The organism is Micromonospora sp. NPDC047620, from assembly GCF_043205005.1.
Taxonomy (GTDB): domain Bacteria; phylum Actinomycetota; class Actinomycetes; order Mycobacteriales; family Micromonosporaceae; genus Micromonospora.
Map to the genome: position 1 here is coordinate 1 of NZ_JBIDDG010000035.1, position 21,398 is coordinate 21,398.

Sequence of the window (21,398 nt, forward strand, 5' to 3'; positions counted from 1 at the left end):
CGCTGCAACTGCCCGACACCGTCTGGATCAACCCACCCGAACCAGCAACCGATCAGCCACTACCCCAAGCGGCGTAACACCCACTGGTCCCACCGACCTTGACAAGTACCGGGACGGCGACGACCTGGACACCGGGCTGTCGCGAGTGATGGCCAAGCTTCGGGAGCGGGTTCCGGGACTGCTCGACTGAGCTACGGCCTGGGGGTTAGAAGAAGATCGCGGATGGCTGGTCAGGTAGCTGCTTCCCTGGTCAGCTCGTCTGCCGTTGTCGGGTGGCGTCGTCTTCAGCGGGTGGTCTTGGCTGTACGGCTGGCTGTACGGGCGCGCGGTGTAGGAATTGTGGACACGGACGAAAGTCGCTCGGCGATGACCGGCTTGACCTGCGCCGCCCTACCCTCCGGCACGTCCAGGAGGTGACCGCTGTTGACCGTCGCCTTCCTCATTTGCTCGACGGCATCGGCTCGCTGGACAGGACCCCGTTAACGAGAACGATCAAGAACATGACGCTGGCCGCAGCGAAGATCACGCCAATTGCCCGCTCCAGCAGAACGAAACGCGCCAGACGCTTGTCGTACTCGGCATCCGGAAGCCAGCGCCACGGCGGAACTCGCCGTAGCACACTCGCCGTCGCCATGGACCGGCGCATGTGCCACTCAGTCACGCCTCGAAAGTTGGTCGCTAGGGCGACACCGATGAGGCCCATGGTCAAAATCATCGTGACAGCGGCCACGAAGCGCCATGTCTCCATCTGACCTCCTTGACGCGGGCCACCGATCATATGTGCTCTCGTCCTGAAAGATCATGACTGCTGGTGGCTGGTGTGGGGCAAGGCGCTGCTCCTGCGCTTCAAGCCCATCTCTGTCGAAGATCCCCGCCGGAGGCATCGGTTCCGGGTTACTTGGGGCAGTCTGCAATCGGCCGGCGCGCCGGCCGATGCCGGCGCTTGCGCCGCCAGCAGGCCGAGCGCGGCCGGCGCGGCCCGCTTGCGGGCCGCGTTGATCCTTAAGAGGTCAATTCGGCAGTGAACGGAGTCGGAATCTTGTCCTCCGTCGACTGATGCGCGACATTCGTCTGCCAACTGATCTGCGACACCTCAGCGCGCTGATCGCGGCTAGAAAGTAACGCTCGATCTTGCTGTATGGTCGTCGCCCGACTGCTGGATGGTCGGCAACTTCCTCGGGATTGGTTTGAGCGCCTATCGGCGATCGCATCGGTGCTGCGTTGACCCGCACGGGCAACAGCGGCGCAAGCCACGCCTGCGCTGATCGGTCAACTCACCTTCATAACGACGGCTCGTGCGGCCTGCCTCTATCCGCCGGCCATCGCTCGTCGTTCCGGCTTGGTTCGGTAACACCCGTGGTCCCCCGTACGAAGAGAGGGTGTAACGGCTACCAGAGAGGACAGCCTGTGCATGACCCCAGCCCAGCGGAGGTTGACATCTCCGACATCGGAATCGACCCGGTGGCCTTCGAGGTCTTCTACAGGCGGCACGTGGAGGCAGTGGGCCGGTTCGTGGCGCGGCGGGTCGACGACCCACACCTCGCCGCCGACCTGACCGCCGACGTGTTCCTGGCGGTGATCGAATCGGCGGCCGGCTACCGGCCAGACCGGGGTAGCCAGATCGGCTGGCTGTTCGGGGTGGCCCGCAACGTCATCGCCGACGAGCGACGTCGGGCGGCCCGACGGCTGCGCGTGACCGGCCGGCTGGCCGGACGACGGGACCTGGACGCCGACGACATCGCCCGCATCGAGGAGCGGATCGATGCCGAGTCGGCGGCCCGCCGTACCCATCGGGCGCTGGACGGGCTGCCCGAGGACACCCGGGCGCTGGTCGAACTCGTCGCCGTCGACGGCCTCACCGTCGCGGAGGCAGCGACCGCGCTCGGGATGTCCCCGGTCGCCGCGCGGGTTCGCCTGCACCGTGCCCGTCGCATCGTCCGCGCCGTGCTCGCCCGCCCGGCCGCCACCCTCGCCTGATCAAACGGAGACGACGCCATGACCAAGATCGAGAAGTCATCGCACGGTTTCGAGGAGCAGCTCCTCACGGATCTGAAGGCCCACGTCGTCCAGCGGTCGATGCCCGCTCCGGCGGCCCGTCCGGTCGGACACCGTACCCGGTTTTTGCGCGGTTGGCGCCTCGCCGGAGCATTCGGGCTGGCGGTCGCACTGACCGTCGGTGGCCTGGCGGTCCAGACGATAAGGGTGGGCAACCAGCCGCCGCCCGCGGCCAGCGCCTCGGAGATCCTCCGGCTGGCGGCCGATGCCGCCCGGCAGCAGCCCGAGCTCACCGCCCGACCGGACCAGTACGTCTTCACGGAAGTCCTGGCGACGACGCGGGAAAGGCCGGACAGCGGCCCCTACACCACCGTACGGACGCAGATGTGGCAGTCGGCCGGGGGAGTCACGCACCGGCAGGCACGTTACCGGCCGGAGACTGAACCGAACGGCTGGAGCGAACTGCAGGTGTTCCGCCCGAACGATCCCGCAAATCCCGGCAAGGAGCTCGATGAACTCCCGTCGCCCGCGTACCACGGCGATCTGCCCACCGACCCGGACGAGCTGCTTCGTTACCTCCGGGAACACCCGGTCGACCTGCATCTCCCCGAAGGAGCCGATGAGGAGGCCGTGTACGGGGACGAAAGCATGGCGTACACCACCGCGCGGTCGATGCTCAGAGGCTATGTGCCGCCCCGAGCGCTGGCGGCGCTGTTCGAATTGCTGGCGCGGGAGCCCGGAGCGGTCGTCATATCGGGCGACGTGGTGGACGCCGCCGGCCGGCATGGGGTGGCGATTCGAATGCCCGGTGTGATCGGCGGTAACAACGACTTCATCTTCGACCGGGATACCCACGTCTACCTCGGCACCCGGATGTCTGTGGTGCGCAACGGCAGGGAGTCGCTGTATTCGGCCGCCGCGCTACTCCGGGTCGCCATCGTCGACCGGCCGGGCCAACTGCCCTGACCAGTGATGGACTCGCCCCCAGCCTGATCGGATCCCGCACTACGCCGCCACGGCTCACGGCTGGTCGCTCTGCATAGGCCAGCTGACGGAAATTGCCTCGGCCCGGAACCCGGCGAGGACGGTTTGACTAGTTAGGCCGCTGACAGGATCGGTCATGGGGTCGGCAGCAGATTGGCTAGCGGATCTGCTGCCGATCCCTTGATCAACGCGGGGAGGTAGTGGCTAGCCGAGCGAGTGGCGCCGCTGCTAGTGCAGGTCGGCGCACGGGCGCCTCCACCACCCGCCAGCGTCCAGCGTCGTGACAACGGCGTTGATTACCGCATGCCCCGAGCCGCCACACAATGCAGGCTCAGCGGCTTGACGGGACTTCGTCGGGGGGCTCAGGTGGTGCGGAGTTCCTCGAGATCGGTGCTGCGACGGAGGAAGAGTAGTCCGACAGCCACCGTCGCGAGGATCGCGACGGTGGCGGCTGCCCCGGCAGTCGCGAGGTCGTCGTAGGGGACGGGAACCTGCCGCACCACTGCGGGGATCTGCACTGTTGTGAGGTGTGGCAGCCGGGCGGTGGGATCGGCACAGATTTCCTGAGCGGCGGTGCATACCTGGATTTCGTACCCGCCGTTCCTCGATCCCGGCCACACGCCGCGGGGCAGGGCCACGCCGACGACCAGTGCGAGGAAGATCGCCGGCAGGGCGGGGGCGAGGCTTTGCCACAGGATGGCCCGGCCGAGGACGGTCCGGGGCACTCCGGTCGCGACCAGCGACGCGTAGGCGCGGCGGCTGGTGACGATGCTCTCGACGATCGCGACGAGAAGGCCGGCGGCGGCGATGAGCATGGCGATGCCGATGGCGAGGTTGATCAGGTCCATTGTTTGTGTGTAGAACGCGTCGCGCGGCCAAGCCTCGAACGGGCGGCCTTCCGCTTGGGCTTGGAGCCGGTTGGCTTCCTCGTTGACGGCGATGTCGGTGAGGATCGCCGATCGGAACCCCGCGGCGCCGGCGGCGAACAGCACGCAGGTGAGCAGGGCGGCGAGGTTGCGGCTGCTGCTCCACGGGTCGGCCATGAGTCGGCTTGCGGCGAGCAGCGGGGCCGGGCGGCGGGCGAGACGGCGCAGGAGCCGGCCGGTGGTGTAGGTGATCCAGCCGGCGCCGAGGACGACCCCCAGCGCGGTGAGGAACGCGCCACCGAACAGTTGCACCAGGATGATCCAGGACGGAACCCTCCAGTCGGCCTCACCGGATGCCCTTGTCAGGGTGGAGAGCCCGAAGAAGGTGGCCATGCCAACGGCGATAAGGATGCCGGGCCACGGCCAGGGCGCACGCTGCCGGCGGGCCCGACGGACGACGCCGAACGGGCTGATCGTGACCTTGCGCAGCACCACGGCGGAGGCGAGCGCGGCGAGCAGGGGCAGGCCCAAGCCGGCGGCGAGCAGCGCCGGCCAGGCCGGCAGGACGTCGGTGGGTAGCGGCAGGAGCCCGTCCTGGGTGGGCTGGTGCAGCAGGTCCCGCCCCACGAGATACAGCCCGAACCCGAGTACGGTGCCGACCAGCGCGGCGAGACCGGTCTCGGCGACGGCGACGGCGACAGTCTGCCCAGGGGTGGCTCCAGCCAGCCGGATCGCGGCGAGCCGTCGGTCGCGGGCCGGCGCGCCGAGGCGGGCGCACTGTCCGGCGAGAGCCAGCACCGGGATCATGAGCAGCACGAGCGCGAACGCGAGGCCGGGACGTAGCCCCGGTTCGCGCAGCAGCGCGTTGGTGTAGTGCTGGGACCAGGTCGCCGAGCCGCTGTTGTGCTCGCTGGCCGGAGTGGGGATAGCCAGCACGGTCAGCGCGGCGAGCAGGGCGAGGGTGGCCAGCAGCGCGCTGATCGCGGTCAGCACCACTCGGACGGTGTCGGCGCGGCTACCGGCCAGGGCGAGGCGGACGAGCGTGGCCGTCCTCACCGGCCGTGCCGTCCGTGCTGGGCGGCGATGGCGGGGCCGGTCTGGTCGAGGACCCCGTCGCGGAGGGTGACTTCACGGTCGGCGTACCCGGCGACGCGCGGCTCGTGGGTAACCAGCACGACGGTGGTGTGGTGCTCGTGCGCGACCCGGACGAGCTGGCCAAGGACCTGCTCGCCGGTGAGCGTGTCGAGCGCGCCGGTCGGCTCATCGGCAAACAGCACGCGAGGCTCGGTGACCAGCGCCCTGGCGAGAGCACAGCGCTGCTGCTGACCGCCGGACATCTCGCCGGGTTGCTGGTCGGCGACGTCGGCGACCCCGACCCGGTCGAGCCAGGCCAGGGCCGCCGCCCGCGCCTCCCGCCGCCCCGTGCCGGCGAGCAGCAGCGGCAGCGCGACGTTCTCCGCCGCGGTCAGCTCCATGACCAACTGGCCGAACTGGAACAGCACGCCAAAGTCGGTGCGACGCAACCGGGACCTGACCTTCTCCGAATCGGTGTCGATGCGCCGGCCGGCGTAGTGGACCTCGCCGGCGTCCGGTCGCAGGATCCCGGCGAGGCAGTGCAGCAGCGTCGACTTGCCGCAACCGCTCGGCCCGGTGACCGCCAGGATCTCGCCCTCCTCGACGTCGAGGGTGATGCCACGCAGAGCCGGCGTCGGCCCGTACGACCGGACGAGGCCACGCGCCTGGATGATCGTCATGGCTGCACCTCCCGGCGCAGTTCGGCGACGCGGGTGATGGTCGTGCGCAGCCACCGCAGATCCGCGTCGAGGTGGGCGATGAGATAGTCGGCGGCGATGACGTCGCCGGGGTTGGCCTCCGGGTCGAGCTTGGCTCTCGTCAGCTCGCGCAGCCGCTCGACGTGCGCGGAGCGCTGAGCGGCAAGATATGCATCCGCCCGATCGTGCGAGGCCGTCAGCAACGCCACGACCACCTTCGCCAGCAGGGCGTTGCTCGTGTGTGGTGCCGGCGGTTCGACGGCGTCGAGCCACGCGTCAAGCGCGGCCTGCCCCTTGTCGGTCAACTCGTACAGGGTGCGGTCCGGACCACCGTCGCGGTCAACAGCGGCCTGCACGACGAGACCGTCACGCTCAAGGCGCCCCAGCGTCGCGTACACCTGCCCGAACGCCAGCGGCTTCGCCCGCGGCAGACTCCGGTCGTAGGCATGTTTGAGGTCATAGCCGTGCCTGGCACCGGCAGCCAGCAGGCCGAGCAGCACAAACGACGCCGACACAACACCCACTATTCACCGGGTGAATAGTGGCGTCAAGCTCGTTGAGCGGACCTGCCAACTGAACCTGGACGATCCTGGGCAGGAAGGCGATCAGCAGCAGAACCAGCCGCCACGCCGATCCGCCTGCCTTCCTGGGGCTTTCACCGTGCCACCACATGACGAAAGGGGCACCGACGGGGTGCCCTTCGTGGTCGTCCTGCCGCGTTCAGCTCAGCGCGAGCCGTTCGTCCCCAAAGTCCGCGACGATCTCCACCTTGCCGCCGAGCGCTTCGACGTACCGCACGATTGTGCCGACCTCGGCCTTCGGCAGCTCGCCGTTTTCGATCGCGGCGACCCGCGGCTGTGAGACGTGCATGCGGTCGGCCACCTGCTGCTGGGTGAGGCGACGGCTCTCGCGCATCTCCCGCAGCCGGGTGGCGCGCACCTCGCTACGCATCCGCTCCTTGTGCTGCTCGATCTTGCTCTCGTCCAGATTCGCGGCGCGGGAGCGAACGTCCCGCCAACTACGTGCCATCAGCGCTGTCCCTTCAGCTCTCGCAGGTGCTCGCCGAACTTCCGGTCCGCTTCGAGGATGCTGGTCTCGTACCAGCCCTTTCGGACAGCGCGGCGACGCCGCTGACGACGCCGTAGCCATGCATGGGTCCCACGCTCGAGCGGCACAGGCGGTGCGGCGACCCGGGCCATCGCGGATCGGCACAAGGCCGGTCTACGCGGCCGCAGCCGCAGCGCCGCCCGACGGATCCGATCCATGAACAGCATCGGTGCTGAGGCACCGGTTGCTCGACCACCACCCGGATATCCGCCTCGTGGTTCAAAGCGGGAGGATTCCGCTCAGCCTGTGCCGCGCGCAGGGTGGCAGACCTGCGCAGAAGACAGCGCCGCATCCATGCGGATGCGGCGCTGTCTTCTTGCGATCGGCTAGCTGATCTTCTTGCGGTAGATCGCTGTCGCGGCGGCGTAGGCGGCTACGAGCAGGCCGGCGCACCAGGCGAGGGCGATCCAGATTTCGTTGCCGACGGGTTGCTGCGCGAACAGCGCGCGGAGAGTGTTCACGATGGACGTCACCGGCTGGTTCTCGGCGAACCACGCGACCGGGCCAGGCATCGAGTCGGTGGGGACGAACGCCGAGCTGATGAAGGGCAGGAAGATCAGCGGGTAGCTGAAGGCGCTCGCGCCGTCGACGGTCTTGGCGGAGAGGCCCGCTATCACGGCGATCCAGGTGAGGGCGAGGGTGAACAGGATCAGGATGCCGGCGACGGCGAGCCAGTCGGCTACGGATGCGCCGGTGCGGAACCCCATGATCAGCGCGACGCCTGTGACGATCACGATCGAGGCCAGGTTGGCGACGAGTGAGGTCAGGACATGCGCCCAGAGCACGGAGGGTCGTGGGATCGGCATCGACTGGAAGCGCTCGAAGATGCCGCCCTGCATGTCGAGGAACAGGCGGTACGCCGTGTAGGCGATGCCGGATGCGATCGTGATGAGCAGGATGCCCGGGAGCATGTAGTTGATGTACGACTCGTCGGATCCGGTGTTGATGGCTCCGCCTAGCACGTACACGAAAAGCAGCATCAGCGCGACCGGGGTGACCGCTGTGGTGATGATGGTGTCCGGGCTGCGGAGGATGTGACGCAGGGAGCGGCCGGTGAGGGTTCCGGTGTCGCTGAGGACGTGGGCGGTCATCGGGATTCCTCTCCTGCGGACATGGCTGCCTTGTCGGCGGTGTCACTGGTGTCGCCAACGAGGGCGAGGAAGACGTCCTCGAGGGTCGGCTGCTTCTCGACGTACTCGACCTTGGCGGACGGGAGAAGCTGCTTCAGCTCGGCGAGAGTGCCGTTCTGGATGATCGTGCCCTTGTGCAGGATCGCGATCCGGTCGGCGAGTTGCTCGGCCTCGTCGAGGTACTGGGTGGTCAGCAGGATGGTTGTGCCGTCCTTGGCGAGCTGCTTCACCGTCTGCCAGACCTCGATGCGGGCCTGCGGGTCGAGGCCGGTGGTCGGCTCGTCGAGGAACACGACCGGCGGGTTGCCGACAAGGCTCATCGCGATGTCCAGCCGCCGGCGCATGCCGCCCGAGTACGTCGCCGCCCGACGGTTCCCGGCATCAGTGAGCGAGAAGCGGGCGAGCATGTCGTCGGCGATCGCACCCGGGTTCTTCAGGTGGCGGAGCTTCGCGACCAGGACCAGATTCTCCCGGCCGGTGAGCACTTCGTCGACTGCGGCGAACTGGCCGGTCAGGCTGATCGACTTGCGTACGTCGCCCGGGGCCGAGGAGACGTCGAAGCCGTGGACGGTCGCGGTGCCGGTGTTCGCCTTCAGCAACGTCGACAGGATCCGCACCAGCGTGGTCTTTCCGGCGCCGTTCGAGCCGAGCAGAGCGAAGATGCTCCCGGCTGCCACGTCGAAGTCGACGCCCCGCAGCACGTGCAGGTCCTTGTAGGACTTCGTGATGGCCTGCACCCTGATCGCGGGTTCGCGCGTCTTGGTGGTCATGCGCTCTTCTCCTCGCCGTCGTCGCCGGCGGCGGCGTCGATCGCCTTCCGGAGGCGCTCGCGTTCCTTGTCTATCCACTGCTTGCCGGAGTACGCCCGCAGGAACGTCTCGGCGAACTCGACCGGATCGTCGCCGACGATCGCGCGGACCGGCGTTCCGTCGGCGACCGCACGCTCCCAGAGGTCGACGAAGTCGCCGAGCATCGTGATGAGCGTGTCGCCGTCGAGGATCCCTCCGTGGTACATGAAGTACCGCTGAAGAGCCTTGGCCGCGCTGCGATAGGGCTCCGGCAGGGCCTCGATCCGGGCCATGTGGTGCTTGTACTGCTTCTTCTGCTCAAACGACCCGACGAGCGTCTCGATCCACTTCGCGGCCACCCTCATGCTCCTTTGTCGTCATGGTTGTCGTTGTGGTGGAGTTGCTCGATGCGTTCCGCGAGGACGCTCCACGTCCTCCAGAACTCGGCGAGTTGGTCTCGCCCCTTCGCGTTGAGCGAATACACCTTCCGCGGGGGCCCTTTTTCGGAGGGAACCTTCTCCACGTCCACGAACCCGCGCTGCTCGACGCGGACGAGCAGCGCGTAGATGGTGCCTTCCGCGATGTCCGAGAATCCGCGGTCGCGCAGCCACGCGGTGATCTCGTAGCCGTATGCGGATCTGCGGGCCAGGATCGCCAGGACGATGCCTTCGAGAGTCCCCTTCAGCATCTCTGTCATCTGGTTGCCCATGCCACCATCCCCTCACTACCAAGCAACACTGACTACCGGTAGACGGTAACACTAGGTACCGGTAGCTAGCAACACTGAATACCGAGGGATTTCAGAACGGGCCACTCGGCGCCGGAGTCCACATCATGCTGATCCGGTTGCGCTACGACGGCCGGGTGGACGAGGTGATCAACAGTGCCGGAACGATCGCGGCCGGTCCGGGCGCGTGAACATCGTCACGAGCTGTTCCTCGAAATCGGCCCCCAGGCCGCCACGGCTCTGGGCTCCTCGCGTGATCGTCGGCTACGCCTCGACGGAGACGACGTTGCGATCAGGCTGGACCGCCTGGTAGGGGCCCGAAACGCTCGACCAAGCTGGCGACCACACCGCCGCTTCGATCCCTTGACCCGCACTCTTGCCGCGGAAGAGGCTCGGTGCCGGCTCAGTCAAGTGCCAGCTGCTTACCGACGAGCCGCCCGCCGGCGTCAGTGCACCCGAGCAGTAGCCGATCCGCCCGATCAACGTGCCCCTCGAACCGCCCGCCGTCACCGCACGACCCACGACAGCTCCACCGGGACACACACGTTTACCCAGGTCGCAGCGCGCCTCGCCAAGGCGGTTCGTGTACCGCCCATCCGGTTTACGTTTTCCCAGGTCATGCGCTATGGGTGGGCCGCCTGGGACTCGAACCCAGAACCTAAGGATTAAAAGTCCTCAGCTCTGCCATTGAGCTAACGGCCCGCAGGTCCACAGGTTACCCGACGCGCGTAGGCCTGGCGTGCGCGCTCGCTCGCGTATCTGGATCTTCGCGGGCACGCCGTGGCCGGGGTCAGGTGTCCTGCTCGTGGTGGTGGCCCTGGGTGGCGCAGTCGCGCCAGATGCGGGTCAGGTGGTGGGTCATGCGGGCGGTGGCGGGGTGGCCGGGGTGGTGGCGGCGGTGGGTGGTGACGGTGTCGGCGAGCAGGGCTCGGGCGGCGTGGCAGTGGCCGAGATCGTGCAGGACGAGGGCGGTGTTGGCGTGGGCGGCGAGGGTGCGGTGGGCATGCGGGCCTTCGGTGGCGGCGAGGTGCTCGGCGAGTTGCCGGTAGAGGTGGTGGGCGCGTTGGGAGTGTCCGGCCCGCCGGTGGGCGAGGGCGAGGAGGTGAAGGGCATCGAGGGCGCGCGGCTGGGTTGGCCCGTGGAGGTGGCACATGCTGTGGTGGGCGTAGGTGGCCCAGGGGACGGCGTCGGTGGGCTGGTCGAGGCGCAGAAGTAGTTCGGCCAGAAGGGTGGCGGCCTCGGCGTGTAACGGGTGGGCGGGCGCGGTGGCGGGGTCGACGCCGGCGAGCGTGCCGCGCAGGAGACGCCGGGCACGTAGGGGGTCGGTGGCGGCGAGCATGCGGGCGGCGGCGAGACGGCGTCCGCGTTCGGCGTCGTGCTGGGCTGCTGCGAGCAGGGGTTCGGGCCGCCAGGTGAGGGTGAGGTCCCGGGTGGTGGCGCCGGCGGTGATGCGGGTGAGGACCCGGTCGGCGTGGATGGCGACCAGGTGCGGGGGCCTCGGTACACCGGTCCGGGGTGTGAGACGTGGCGCGTGGTGCAGGATCGCCCGACCGACGGTGTCGGCGAGGGCGACAGCGGCGAGGGGTCGGGGTCGGCAGCCGGCCGGGCACTGGTAGCCGGGCGCGGGGTCCGGCGGCTCGGCCGGGTTCATGTCCTGGTGGCAGAACCGGCAGTGCAGCAGCCCCGCCGGCAGGTATACCTCCCGCGGGTCACCGCTCTCGGCGGGTGTGGCGGCGGGTGGTGTGGTGGCTTTGGTGACCCACTTCTGCACGAGGCGGGGGTCGAGGTTCAGTTGCCGGGCGACGGTGGTGATGGCGCCGTAGGCGCGGACGGCGCGGGCGGCGGCGACGCGCTGGACCACGGTGTCGATCAGGTCTGGCGGGTATCTGCGGGTAAAGGCCATGGGTGATGTCGGTGTCCGTGGGATGGCTGTGGGCGGCCTGCGCTGGGAATGCGGCTGGGGCCGGCCGGCGGTTAGGCGTGGAGGTCGTGCCAGTGGGCGTCGGGGCGGGTGGCGTTGATGGGCATCGCGGGGTTGTCGCGGTGGTTGTTGCGGCGCATCGGGTGCAGGGTCGGGCCGTCGGGCAGGGTGACGGCGGGTCGGGGTGTGTAGCCGTAGCGGGCAAGCAGACGGTCGCCGCCGGTGAGGGTGGTGGTCCAGGACGGCAGGTCGACGCGGTTGAGGCGGTCACGGTGGTAGCGCAGCATCGCCCTGGCCAACCCGGCGTGCCGGGCGTCGGGGTGCACGGCGATCAACGCCAGGTGGTAGTGCGGCTCGGTGGGCTGCCTGTCGGCCAGGAGTGTGTCCAGCAACTCGAACCGGTCGGTGTGCGCCGCGGCGGCCTCGCGGAGTCGGGTGTGGTAGTTGGCCGGTGGTGGGATGGGCCGGTAGCGGTGGAAGCCGACGGTGGTGGCGGTGAGGTCGTCGGTGAGGTGGATGTCGCCGAAGAACATCGCGTGCTCCACCCAGATCACGGCGACGGCGGCCAAGGCCTGGCGCCGTCGTGCCGGGTCGGGTATCAGCCAGGCGGCGAGCGGGGTGGGGTTCAGGGCGTCGGCGATCAGCCCGGCGACGGCCTCTCGGTCCGACCAGCGGGCAGCACGAACACGACTGCGCGAGGACATGGTTGTGCTCCGATGGGTTAGCGGTAGGTGGCGGTGGCGAGGTCACCGACCGCGGCGTCGACGGTGGCGGTGATGTCGCGGACCGGGCGGTGGTGCTGGCCGGCGATGGTCTTCAGGTGCGCGGTCAGCGTGGTGGTGTCGTCGTCGAGGTAGAGGTGGGCGGCCAGGCCGAGGACGGCGACGAGGCCGGCAAGGGCGGCCGTGTGGTTGTCGGGTTGTTCCCGACCATGTGCGAGGTAGCGCAGGCGGGCACGGGCGACGACCGCCCACTTGTTATCGGTCGCGAGGTAGGTGTCGGTGCGGACGATGCCGCCGAGGCGGCGGCGGGCGGTGTGCCGCAGGATGCCTGCGGCGACCAGGCCGGCGCGGGTGCGCTCGTACAGGTCGTCGGCGAACCCGCGCAGCCACACCTTCACCGATGGGGCAGCGCGGGCGTAGCGGATGGAGGCCAGCGCGGTGTCGGCGATGAGGTCACCGACCGGTCGGTCAAGGTGCAGGCGAAGCCACCGGTCCGCGGCGGGACGGTCGTCGTTCGGGCCGAGGACGATTCGTCCGGCCAGGAACAGGTCGATCAGCACCGCGCCGGCGAGGCCGAGGGCGAGGGCTTGGCGGTGGATATGCGGCTGGCCGGTGTCGTCGTTGTGGCCGAGCAGGAACAGCTCGTCGCGCAGCGGTAGTCGAGGCATGTTCATTTGCCGTCGCTCCTACCGCAGCCCGGCAGCGGGCTGGCGCAGCCGGTCGTGCACCCCGTCGTACGCGGCGGCAGGGGCAGGTAGCAGCGCCTTGTCGACGGCGGCGAGGACGGTGTAGTTCGGGTCGCACACGTTGCCGATCGGCGCCCAGCCCGCCTGTGATACCAGCTGGTAGGCGTCGAGGGTGCCCAGGCCGGTCAGCGTGCTGACCCAGCCGACCAGGTCGTGGTGGGCGATGCGGTAGGCGTCCTCCAGCGGGCGGGCACATCCGATCGACATGATCGACGTGTTGGCCTCCAGGCGCGGCCAGACCGTCGGCACGCCCTTGATGACCTCGATGATCAGGGTTGTGGTGGTGGCGATCTCGACCCCGACGCCGCAGGCCTCGCCCTCGCCCTGACAGGCGTGGCCGTCGCCGAGGGCGAGCATCGCCCCGTGCACATTCACCCCCAGGTACAAGGTGGTGCCGGCCCGGAGTTGCGGGGTGTCGAGGTTCCCGCCGTGGATGTCCGGAACGATGGTGGAGCGGGCCTCCATGCCGCCGGGCGCGACACCGATCGTGCCGATCATCGGATCCAACGGGAGGTCGACGGTGTGGTCGCTTTCGGTGGCCTTGAACCGCACCGTTCCGGCCTGGCGGTCGATGCCGTACATCCACACCCGTTCTTCCAGGGGTGGCTGGAGGGTGGCGGTGTGGGAGGTTGATGTGAGGGCGCCGAAGTGTGGGAACGTCGATGACACGCCCCAATCCCGGGCCGGCATGATCGAGGCGAAGTGGATGGCAAGGGTGTCGCCGGGCTCGGCGTCCTCGACGAAGAACGGCCCCGACACGGGGTTGAGGTAGGGCAAGCGGCACACCTGCGACGGCAGGTCCCCCGGCCCCCGCACCAGGCCACCGAAGCAGTCCTCCGTGAACACCTCCAACACGTCACCGGAACGCAGGTGCGCGACCGGCATCCGACCGCCGAAGGTGTAGGCGAACTCGTCCCGCGCCGGCCGGTAGGTGATCTTCTCCACGCCGGTCACACCCTCTCCACGTCACGCAGGTGCTGCGGCGCGGCGGATGCCAGGCCGGACAGCACCGGCCGGCGCCCCGACAGATACAGGCCGGCAAGGACGACCACGCCCAGGGCGAGCCAGGCCAGGCCGAGGCGCTGGGCGGCGATGTTGGCGTTGACCACCACGTAGGCGAGGATCACGAACCCGATGCCGGGCATCACCAGGTGCGCCCACCAGTTCCCGCTGCGTCGGCGGATGAGGTGGTGCACGACGACGGAGACGTGCAGGACGAGGAAAGCGACCATCGCCCCGAAGTTGATCAGCGACGACAGCAGCGTGATCCCGTCCGCCCGGGTGGCCATGTACAGGCCCAGGGCGAGAGACACGACGCCGGTGAGCAGGGTCGCGTTGATCGGCACGTTCCGGCGAATCGACACCTTCGCCAAAAACGCCGGCAGCTGCCGGTCCCGGGCCATCGCATACAGCAGCCGGGAGGTGGCGACCTGGGCGACCATCGAGTTCGGCAACCCCCACGCGATCGCCGTCGCCACCGCGCACAGGGTCGACAGCCAGCCGCCGCCGGCCACGGCGGCGGCGTCGTAGAACGCGGTGCCGTTCTGATCGCCCTCCGCGAGGAGAGTGCCGGGGTCGGGAACGAGCATCGCGGCCAGCCAGGTCTGCGCGATGAACAGCACCCCGGCCAGCACCAGAACGGCGGCCATGGCGCGGCCGACCTGCCGCGCGCCGCCCTTGGTCTCCTCGGCCAGCATGCTGATCCCGTCGAAGCCGAGAAAGGACAGCACCGCGATCGACACCGCCCCCGCCACCAGAGACCAGGTGAATGTGTCGGCGTTGTAAAAGGCGTCCCAGCTGAACCGGCCCTTTCCCGTCGCGAGGGCCCAGCCGGCGACGGCCAGGAAGATCGTCAGAACAATCAGCTCACCGACGAGCATGATTCGCGTGACCACCGCGGTCATCCGGATCCCGACCGAATTGACGACTGTGTTGACCGCGACGAACCCGAGCAGCCACAGCCACACCGGCACCGCCGGCACGGTCGAGTGCATCGCCACCGACGCCACCAGATACAGCAGCCCGGGTACGAGAACGTAGTCAAGCAGGATCACCCAGCCGGCCAGGAAACCGACCGACGGGCTGATCCCCCGGCCGGCGTAGTTGTAGACGCTGCCCGACATGGGAAACGCCTTCACCATCTGCGCGTACGAGAACGCCGTGAACACCAACGCCACCACACCGACCGCGTACGCCAGGGCCACCATCCCGCCGGATCCGGCGTACACGCTGCCGAAGATCGCCATCGGTGCGATCGGCACCATGTACACCAGCCCGTACGCGACCAGGTCGCGGAACCGCAGCCTCCGGGCCAACTCCTGGCGATAGCCGTAGCGCGCCAGTTCCTCCTGTAGTTGCATCGGACCCCTCCATTGAGGTCGTTATCGGGGGACGGAACATGCATTGCTGTCCGCCCTTGAATGGCCTTACCGCTCCGAATGGTGGCTCGATCCGAATGGCTTGGTCGATACCGAAGATGCGGACAAGAACTGTTGTCCGCATCGACGTTGCCCCCGCGAGAACGAACGGGCCGTCGGGCAGTTTGCGAGGGACATCCAGCGGCAGGGACGAGGCGCTCGGGCGTAGAGTCGGCCACGTCTGAGCACTCGCGCCGGCCCGGAGGACCGAGGCTTCCGCTGGCCTTGCCGGTGCCCCAGCGACCGGTTGACGAGCCCGCCGTCGTCCGTCGCGCGTGGAAGTTGTTCGAGGAGGACCCGTGAGGCTGGCGGACAGGATCGCTGAAGTGTCGGTGGACGACGCCGTCCGCGCCTCGGTGACCTACGACCAACTGCGTACCGGTGATGGCGGCCTGTACTGGCTGGAGACTCGCCCCGATGTCGGCGGGGTTGCGACGCTGACACGTTGGCGGCCAGGCGAGGGCAAGCGTGATATCAGTCCCGCGGGCTTCGGCATCAGCAGCAGCGTTCACGCATATGGAGGCGGATCGTTCGCCGTCGTCGAGGGAACGTTGTGGTGCGTCGGCGGAGACGGCCTCTACCGGAGCCGTCGTCACGGCGAGGAACTCGACTTGGTCAGCCAGGGATCCTTCGGCGACTTGACGATCGGTGACGGCGAGTTGCTGGCTGTGCGGGAGTCGGAACAAGGTGACGAACTCGTCGCGGTATCGCTCACCGGTGCTCCGCAGATGCGGACTCTCGCCGTGTCCCGAGGGTTTCTCGGTGCGCCTCGGCCAGGTCCGGAGTCGTTGGCCTGGACCGCGTGGAGCGAGTACGACATGCCCTGGGACGCGTGTGAGGTGTGGGTGGCCTCCTACTCGCCGCGTGGTGTCATCGAGGACCCGGTGAAACTGGCCGGCGGCCCGGATGAATCGGCGGTGGAGCCGCGGTGGGGACCCGACGGGGCGCTGTACTTCGTGTCCGACCGTAGTGGCTGGTGGAACCTCTACCGGTGGGATGGCCTCAAGGTGGAGGCGGTGGCACCGATCGCGGGTGAGTGCGCCGCGGAGCCATGGGAGCTGGGTTACGCGTCGTACGGCTTCCTCGACGACGACCGGATCGTCGTGGCAGTGCAGGAGGGGCCGCGACACCGCCTTGTCGTCATCGAGCCCGATGGCACTGTCCGCCCGGTCGACCTCCCGTACACGTCGATCAAGCCGTACCTGGCCGTCCGAGGGAGGACGGTGGCGTTGATCGGATCGTCACCGACCGCAGCCCCGCAGGTCGCGCTCGTGGATCTAGCTGGCGCCCATCCCCAGGTCGAGGTGCTTGCCAGGCCCGAGCACGCCGAACTCGACGGGGCGCGAGTATCGACGCCGACGGAGCTGCGTGTTCGAGTGGCAAGCGATCGGGAGGTGCTTGCCCTGGTGTATCCGCCGACGGGCTCGGCGGCGGACTGGCGGGCACCAGTGATCGTTCGGGCGCATCCTGGGCCTACCGCCTCCTGCCTGCTGCGCCTCGACTGGCAGACGCAGTTCTTCACCAGCCGCGGGTTCGCCGTGATTGATGTCGACTACCTCGGCAGCACCGGCTACGGCCGGGGGTTCCGGGAATCGCTGTACGGCCGGTGGGGTCTGGACGACGTTGATGACTGCGCGGCGGTGGCGGTTCACCTGCTGTCGACGGGGCGGGCGGTGCCGGGGAAGGTGTTCATCCGTGGGGCCAGCGCTGGCGGATACACCGCGTTGCAGGCGGTGGCACAGGACGGCCCGTTCGCCGCTGCCACCGCCGTGTCGGCAGTCGTGGATCCTGACCGGTGGGCGGAGACGGTGCCGCGGTTCCAGCGGGCGCACGCGATGCGGCTGCGAGGTGGTGCCGGCCGGGTCCGTGCCGCCGCTGTCCAGCGGCCGGTGCTGCTCATTCATGGCACCGCCGACGAGGTGGCCGTGGTCGAGGATGTGCGCGAACTCGCCGACGAGTTGACATCTCTCGGTATGGCGCCCGAGGTGTTGCTCCTTCCTGATGTTGGTCACTATGTGGCGGCGTCCAGCCAGGCAGGTGCGGCGCTGGAGGCGGAGTTGGCTCACTACCGCTCGGTGATGGCGGATACGGCCAACGGTCACGGGGGTTACACGGCTGCCAGCGGTAGTCGGTGACGCATGTACTCATCGAACTCGCGGACCTCCGGTTCGCACCGGTAGGGCTCGAGGTCGGCCTGTACCTCGACGATGCGCTGTAGGCAACGGTGTGAGCTCGTTCGTGCGGCGTGGTCAACTGCCTGGCGTGCGGTCGCGCAGGCTTCGTCGATGCGGCCGGCTGCGGCCAGCGATGAGGCCAGGAGCGCGGTGTCGATGGCGAGTCGCCGGACGTGGGTAGGGCTCAGCGCGGTGAGGGCATCGCCCAGGTGCTGCTGGGTTTGCTGCGGTCGGCCGAGGTCGTGGAAGCAGTGGGCGATCTCGTCGGCGAGGTACGCCGCGTTGAAGTACCGGATCCACGCCGGCTCGTCCTCGGGCTTGCTGCGAGCCAGTTCCTTCTCCGCGACGCCGACGTGGGTCAGGCAGTCGCCCTCGCGTCCAAGGCGGGCGTGCGTGCGCGCCACCACCGCGTGCAGCGCGGCGGCCACAGCGGGAGTCGCCTGGGTCTCGCTTCCTCTCACCGCCGTCAGCGCCATGCGATGTGCCGGCTCGGGGTGGCCGCAGTGCAGCGCGAGGTGGCCGATGTTCACGGCGAGTAGGTAGCTGCCGTACAGGCGGTCGTCGGCGGCTTCCGTCAGACGTAGAGCGCGGAGGTAGCGGCGCTGGGCGAGGCCATGGGCGCCGGTGTCGACCGCCTGGTACCCACAGAGCTCGAAGAATCCCGCCGCCAGGGTGTAGAGGTGCCGACCGACAGCCTCGGAGGTGGGGGTGTTTGCCAGTAGCCGGTTCAGTTCGCCTTCGACGTACCGCTGCACCTGGGCGTGGACTCGTCCGGCGCCGTGGGTGTGGTCCAACTGCCGGAACATCGCCAGAGCGGTCTCCGCCGAGTGAAGGTCCTCTTCGTCAACCTGGTCAGGCGAGCCGGGCCGTCCGGCCATGGACAGCCGGGGTCCCGCTGAGGTGTTCAGCCAGTCCAGGGCGGCGCGATCGAGGACACCGGGTTGGAACGGAACCCGAGCGACCATCTCGGCCAGCCCCGACGATTCCGCCGGGCGATTGGACAGCAAGCTGCCGAGGCCGGCTGGTGAGGCGGTGGTCGGCTTGCCTTCGCTGGTTCGGTTCTTGCCAAGCAGCGGTAGCAGGCGCATCAGGGAGCCGCCGGTCGCCAGCGCCTTGTCGCAGGCCTCGACGAACTCCCGGGAGGGGAACCGATCGGCTGTCTCCACGCGACGCACGAGATCGGCACTGAAACGGATCATGGCGCCCAACCGCGCCTGCGAGAGATCGGCGCGTTCGCGCAGCCGACGCAGTTCGGCGCCGAAGAAGTGGCGCTCGGACAGGGATGGCTGGAGCGCCCGCGGGGTCTGGCCCATGGCACCGCCTTTCGGGCTCCTCGCAGCCGATGGCATTGAGCAGCGTGGACATCGCGCACATAGGGTCACTCAGTGTTCAGCGCGGCGCAACCAGGAACGCCGGGAACGGCGTCGCACGACCGCCGGCCATCAAACGGGCCGTATGCGGACAACCACTTCGTCCGCATGCTCGGCATTCACGACAGCAGCTCTGAGGGCGAGGGTGAGGAGAACGGGGCGCGACCACTCGTCAGATCCGCCCTGGATCTTCACGAACCTGGGAGGTGCCAGTGGAGCAGGAAGCAGTTCCATCCGCCCTGACCCGGTGCTGGAGTGCCCCCTGAGGCCGGACACCTCCCGATTTGGCGTCCTGCCGAGGAGGACGAACCCGCGCTTCGGCTCGACAGAGCAAGTACCCCGAGGAGTTTCAGCGCCAGGCCACCGCGCTGATGCTCGGCTCCGGCCGCACAATCCGTGACGTCGGTCCACCCCGCGCGCCGCTGGCCGCCCGCAACGCGTAGCCAATCCCTCACGCGTGGCATTGAGGTGTCGGGTAGCTTGGACAGCCCTCACCATGGTCATCGATAGGAGACACGGTGTCGCACATCGAGCTGGTCACCGGTGAGCTGCGGGTCTTGATGACCGGTGTGGATAGAGCCCAGGGGCTGGCCGCCGCTGCCGACAACCAGGCGCAACAGGTGGCGCTGCGTGCCGCAGGCGCTGGCTTCGCCGCGGTGGCAGCGGGCATGGCCCGGGTGCGAGATGCGATCGCGTCGGTCCAGGGCGGATTGGTCGGCCTTGCCAGATCGATAGGCGAGGCCACGAAGACGACTGCCGCCGTTCCCCGCGAAGCCACTCCCCAAGAGACCATCGCCGTCCTGATGCCGGTCCACGCCGGTGTTGACAGCGCCCGTGACGCGGCGGCTGCTGTCATCACCCAGGTCGGTGAGGCACAGCAACTCGTCGGCATAGTTCTCCACGGCGGGCAGCCCGGTCCACTGCTGCAGTCACTGGAGAGCATCAAACAGGTCCTGGTGTCCGTGGTCCAGCGCGCTGGTTCCGCCCGCCAGGCCGTCGATACGGCCGTCGTCGAAGCGCGGCAACTGGGGTCGGGAAACTGATCGGGGCTGGCGGTCCCACACCGGCCAGCCCTACCCCGTACGCCACCGGAAGCCCGACCCCAACGGCTCCCGCCTCAAGTGACAGCACCTCCCACGGCCGCAACCCGACGGCGTGGAGCAGGCACCCCACCGGTGTTCAGGGCGGGTCGCCGACCGGGCCACGTACCAAGATCCCACCCCGCGAGGACGACACGGTGCGACGATCGCTGGAGCTGGAAAACGAGTGCGCCGACACCCTGGCACGCGAGGGCTACCTGGTGCACCAGAACCCGACGAGACCGGAGATCGCCGATGCACGGCTGAAGACCGGCGACGTGGGGAAGCCGGACAAGGATCCGGATTACCTGGTCGAAGGTCACGTCTTCGACTGCTACTCGCCCACTCCCGCCAAGGCGGTGCGCGGGGTGTGGACGGAGGTCTCGGGCAAGGTGACGAGCCAACAGACCCAACGCGTGGTGTTGAACCTGCAGGACTGGCGCGGTGACCTCGCCGCCCTGCAGAAGCAGTTCGACGACTGGCCGATCGAGCACCTCAAGGAACTGGCGGCGGTGACCCGGAGCGGTGCGATCATTCAGATCGTCCCGCGAGACTGAGAAGGCAGGCAGCAGGTGGGTATCGAATACCGATTGACACTGGCGGGTGACATCCCGCTGGAGCAGGTCGCCTCGGTCGTCGCCCCGGAAGGCGTCGAAGAGTCGGCCCTGCCCGGCTACCCTCGGCTACTCAGCGGCGGTCTCGACGAGGAGCTCGGATACACCGTCACCGTCTCTGGGGGCAGCCACGGCTACTTCGACGCCGAAAACGATGACGGAACCCAATGGGAGTGGGAGCCAGACGTGTACGTCAACGTCGTCTTCCACATGCGCAAGAACGACCAGCCTGAGGCCGCGATCCCCAACATGGTGTCGGCCGTAGGCCGCGTACTCGCCAGCCAGATGGAAGACGCCGCGTTGGTACTGAACGGCAACTGGCTGCTGCTCACACGAGTCGCCGGGACAGTACGTAAGCACCGACCGTCGTGGTGGGAAAACTACGGCATCGGCGACATGATCTTCGAGTGAGCGGACTCTTCGCGTACTTCCGCTTCGGCGCCCAGGCATTGACCACTGTTCCGTTCCTCATGCCGATCCGCGCCACACTTTCGTCGGCACCCGCTGCGCAGCCGCAGGCTGCAGCTAACGCGACCCCACCCCCACCCGACAGATGAAAGCATGGACAACAACAGCGGCTCGACTTGAGCCGGGACAACGACGACAGAGCCACCGCCCGTTTGCATCTGCGCCCCACACGGCCTCGACGACCTCCTCGAGGGAGTGTGGCGACGAAACCCGACCCGGTCAGCCCCGGCATCTCCCGACAAACGACTGGCCCGGCACCGCCCCGCCGAGCGATGGCCAGGCGCGCGCGTCATAGGCTGACACGGCCCGCCCGCATGGATGGGAATTGAGGTCCCACGAGCCGTGCGGGGACGTAGGTTCGTCGGTGTGCTCGACCTGCCACTCGCGTCCGCGTTCACGGTCTTCAACGCCCAAGACTCCGGCTGCCTGTCCTACGGCGTCGAGGCCGCCGGGCGCCGCTGGTTCGTCAAGAAGCCCACCAACCGCAGGCCCGCCTCTCGCTGATCCGGGCCAGTAAA

The 21,398-nt window shown here is 68.6% G+C and carries 22 protein-coding genes and 1 tRNA gene; 7 read left to right on the forward strand and 16 right to left on the reverse strand.

Annotation, left to right across the window (positions count from 1 at the left end; translation table 11 throughout):
• Positions 1–439: 439 nt before the first annotated feature.
• Entirely contained in the window at positions 440–748 is a 309-nt protein-coding gene (locus tag ACGF5C_RS29490) for a hypothetical protein (protein WP_393306846.1), read from the reverse strand.
• 659 nt (positions 749–1,407) lie between these two features.
• Here ACGF5C_RS29490 and ACGF5C_RS29495 point away from each other — a divergent pair.
• A complete protein-coding gene (locus ACGF5C_RS29495) occupies positions 1,408–1,977 on the forward strand; it encodes an RNA polymerase sigma factor (protein WP_393306848.1) in 570 nt (189 codons plus the stop codon).
• 18 nt (positions 1,978–1,995) lie between these two features.
• Positions 1,996–2,961: a CU044_5270 family protein gene (locus ACGF5C_RS29500; RefSeq protein ID WP_393306850.1), complete on the forward strand. Its 966-nt coding sequence runs from the start codon at positions 1,996–1,998 to the stop codon at positions 2,959–2,961.
• A gap of 380 nt (positions 2,962–3,341) precedes the next feature.
• Here ACGF5C_RS29500 and ACGF5C_RS29505 read toward each other — a convergent pair whose 3' ends face one another.
• The 14 genes from ACGF5C_RS29505 to ACGF5C_RS29570 all read right to left on the reverse strand — a co-directional run bounded on the left by ACGF5C_RS29505 (position 3,342) and on the right by ACGF5C_RS29570 (position 15,118).
• Positions 3,342–4,901, reverse strand: coding sequence for an FtsX-like permease family protein (locus ACGF5C_RS29505; protein WP_393306852.1), 1,560 nt, complete (start codon positions 4,899–4,901; stop codon positions 3,342–3,344).
• Positions 4,898–5,599, reverse strand: coding sequence for an ABC transporter ATP-binding protein (locus ACGF5C_RS29510; RefSeq protein ID WP_393306854.1), 702 nt, complete (start codon positions 5,597–5,599; stop codon positions 4,898–4,900). The genes ACGF5C_RS29505 and ACGF5C_RS29510 overlap by 4 nt, the downstream gene beginning before the upstream one ends.
• Positions 5,596–6,132 carry a PadR family transcriptional regulator gene (locus tag ACGF5C_RS29515; RefSeq protein WP_393306856.1) on the reverse strand — a complete coding sequence of 179 codons (537 nt, stop codon included), beginning with the start codon at positions 6,130–6,132 and terminating at the stop codon, positions 5,596–5,598. Before ACGF5C_RS29515 ends, ACGF5C_RS29510 begins: the two co-directional genes overlap by 4 nt.
• A 205-nt stretch (positions 6,133–6,337) precedes the next feature.
• Complete coding sequence (locus ACGF5C_RS29520; protein WP_393306858.1) at positions 6,338–6,646, reverse strand: helix-turn-helix domain-containing protein; 309 nt, start codon at positions 6,644–6,646, stop codon at positions 6,338–6,340.
• A gap of 404 nt (positions 6,647–7,050) precedes the next feature.
• Complete coding sequence (locus ACGF5C_RS29525) at positions 7,051–7,815, reverse strand: ABC transporter permease (protein WP_393306860.1); 765 nt, start codon at positions 7,813–7,815, stop codon at positions 7,051–7,053.
• Positions 7,812–8,624, reverse strand: a complete 813-nt coding sequence (locus ACGF5C_RS29530) for an ABC transporter ATP-binding protein (protein ID WP_393306862.1) — start codon at positions 8,622–8,624, stop codon at positions 7,812–7,814. Before ACGF5C_RS29530 ends, ACGF5C_RS29525 begins: the two co-directional genes overlap by 4 nt.
• Entirely contained in the window at positions 8,621–9,007 is a 387-nt protein-coding gene (locus ACGF5C_RS29535) for a DUF1048 domain-containing protein (protein WP_393306864.1), read from the reverse strand. Before ACGF5C_RS29535 ends, ACGF5C_RS29530 begins: the two co-directional genes overlap by 4 nt.
• Complete coding sequence (locus tag ACGF5C_RS29540) at positions 9,004–9,351, reverse strand: PadR family transcriptional regulator (RefSeq protein ID WP_393306866.1); 348 nt, start codon at positions 9,349–9,351, stop codon at positions 9,004–9,006. Before ACGF5C_RS29540 ends, ACGF5C_RS29535 begins: the two co-directional genes overlap by 4 nt.
• A gap of 648 nt (positions 9,352–9,999) precedes the next feature.
• Positions 10,000–10,071 (reverse strand) — tRNA-Lys (locus ACGF5C_RS29545).
• Between the two features lie 88 nt (positions 10,072–10,159).
• Positions 10,160–11,272, reverse strand: a complete 1,113-nt coding sequence (locus tag ACGF5C_RS29550) for a hypothetical protein (protein WP_393306868.1) — start codon at positions 11,270–11,272, stop codon at positions 10,160–10,162.
• Positions 11,273–11,343: 71 nt separating this feature from the next.
• Positions 11,344–11,994: an N-acetyltransferase gene (locus ACGF5C_RS29555; protein ID WP_393306870.1), complete on the reverse strand. Its 651-nt coding sequence runs from the start codon at positions 11,992–11,994 to the stop codon at positions 11,344–11,346.
• 17 nt (positions 11,995–12,011) lie between these two features.
• Positions 12,012–12,686: a GPP34 family phosphoprotein gene (locus ACGF5C_RS29560; RefSeq protein ID WP_393306871.1), complete on the reverse strand. Its 675-nt coding sequence runs from the start codon at positions 12,684–12,686 to the stop codon at positions 12,012–12,014.
• Between the two features lie 12 nt (positions 12,687–12,698).
• Positions 12,699–13,643 (reverse strand): acetamidase/formamidase family protein, encoded by a 945-nt coding sequence (locus ACGF5C_RS29565; protein WP_393306960.1) that lies wholly within the window; start codon positions 13,641–13,643, stop codon positions 12,699–12,701.
• 65 nt (positions 13,644–13,708) lie between these two features.
• Positions 13,709–15,118, reverse strand: coding sequence for an APC family permease (locus tag ACGF5C_RS29570; RefSeq protein WP_393306873.1), 1,410 nt, complete (start codon positions 15,116–15,118; stop codon positions 13,709–13,711).
• Between the two features lie 1,004 nt (positions 15,119–16,122).
• On the opposite strand from ACGF5C_RS29570, the gene ACGF5C_RS29575 reads away from it, so the two are divergent.
• Positions 16,123–17,310, forward strand: coding sequence for a prolyl oligopeptidase family serine peptidase (locus ACGF5C_RS29575; protein ID WP_393306962.1), 1,188 nt, complete (start codon positions 16,123–16,125; stop codon positions 17,308–17,310).
• Here the strand turns inward: ACGF5C_RS29575 and ACGF5C_RS29580 are convergent.
• Positions 17,283–18,662, reverse strand: coding sequence for a helix-turn-helix domain-containing protein (locus tag ACGF5C_RS29580; protein ID WP_393306875.1), 1,380 nt, complete (start codon positions 18,660–18,662; stop codon positions 17,283–17,285). The two genes, ACGF5C_RS29575 and ACGF5C_RS29580, sit on opposite strands and share 28 nt — an antisense overlap.
• A 575-nt stretch (positions 18,663–19,237) precedes the next feature.
• On the opposite strand from ACGF5C_RS29580, the gene ACGF5C_RS29585 reads away from it, so the two are divergent.
• The 4 genes from ACGF5C_RS29585 to ACGF5C_RS29600 all read left to right on the forward strand — a co-directional run bounded on the left by ACGF5C_RS29585 (position 19,238) and on the right by ACGF5C_RS29600 (position 21,384).
• Complete coding sequence (locus tag ACGF5C_RS29585) at positions 19,238–19,762, forward strand: DUF6244 family protein (protein ID WP_393306877.1); 525 nt, start codon at positions 19,238–19,240, stop codon at positions 19,760–19,762.
• Positions 19,763–19,956: 194 nt separating this feature from the next.
• The gene (locus ACGF5C_RS29590) at positions 19,957–20,355 is read left to right on the forward strand and encodes a hypothetical protein (RefSeq protein WP_393306879.1); all 399 of its coding nucleotides are present in this window, start codon (positions 19,957–19,959) and stop codon (positions 20,353–20,355) included.
• Positions 20,356–20,370: 15 nt separating this feature from the next.
• Positions 20,371–20,823, forward strand: a complete 453-nt coding sequence (locus tag ACGF5C_RS29595; RefSeq protein ID WP_393306881.1) for a SitI3 family protein — start codon at positions 20,371–20,373, stop codon at positions 20,821–20,823.
• A 423-nt stretch (positions 20,824–21,246) separates the two neighbouring features.
• Positions 21,247–21,384, forward strand: a complete 138-nt coding sequence (locus ACGF5C_RS29600) for a hypothetical protein (protein WP_393306883.1) — start codon at positions 21,247–21,249, stop codon at positions 21,382–21,384.
• Positions 21,385–21,398 lie beyond the last annotated feature (14 nt).

Coding starts and splice junctions, on each gene's coding strand:
- ACGF5C_RS29525 (WP_393306860.1), bottom strand. CDS start 7,815: ATGACCGCCCACGTCCTCAGCGACACCGGAACCCTCACCGGCCGCTCC.
- ACGF5C_RS29565 (WP_393306960.1), bottom strand. CDS start 13,643: ATGCCGGTCGCGCACCTGCGTTCCGGTGACGTGTTGGAGGTGTTCACG.
- ACGF5C_RS29570 (WP_393306873.1), bottom strand. CDS start 15,118: ATGCAACTACAGGAGGAACTGGCGCGCTACGGCTATCGCCAGGAGTTG.
- ACGF5C_RS29535 (WP_393306864.1), bottom strand. CDS start 9,007: ATGAGGGTGGCCGCGAAGTGGATCGAGACGCTCGTCGGGTCGTTTGAG.
- ACGF5C_RS29500 (WP_393306850.1), top strand. CDS start 1,996: ATGACCAAGATCGAGAAGTCATCGCACGGTTTCGAGGAGCAGCTCCTC.
- ACGF5C_RS29560 (WP_393306871.1), bottom strand. CDS start 12,686: ATGAACATGCCTCGACTACCGCTGCGCGACGAGCTGTTCCTGCTCGGC.
- ACGF5C_RS29520 (WP_393306858.1), bottom strand. CDS start 6,646: ATGGCACGTAGTTGGCGGGACGTTCGCTCCCGCGCCGCGAATCTGGAC.
- ACGF5C_RS29490 (WP_393306846.1), bottom strand. CDS start 748: ATGGAGACATGGCGCTTCGTGGCCGCTGTCACGATGATTTTGACCATG.
- ACGF5C_RS29550 (WP_393306868.1), bottom strand. CDS start 11,272: ATGGCCTTTACCCGCAGATACCCGCCAGACCTGATCGACACCGTGGTC.
- ACGF5C_RS29580 (WP_393306875.1), bottom strand. CDS start 18,662: ATGGGCCAGACCCCGCGGGCGCTCCAGCCATCCCTGTCCGAGCGCCAC.
- ACGF5C_RS29555 (WP_393306870.1), bottom strand. CDS start 11,994: ATGTCCTCGCGCAGTCGTGTTCGTGCTGCCCGCTGGTCGGACCGAGAG.
- ACGF5C_RS29540 (WP_393306866.1), bottom strand. CDS start 9,351: ATGGGCAACCAGATGACAGAGATGCTGAAGGGGACTCTCGAAGGCATC.
- ACGF5C_RS29530 (WP_393306862.1), bottom strand. CDS start 8,624: ATGACCACCAAGACGCGCGAACCCGCGATCAGGGTGCAGGCCATCACG.
- ACGF5C_RS29510 (WP_393306854.1), bottom strand. CDS start 5,599: ATGACGATCATCCAGGCGCGTGGCCTCGTCCGGTCGTACGGGCCGACG.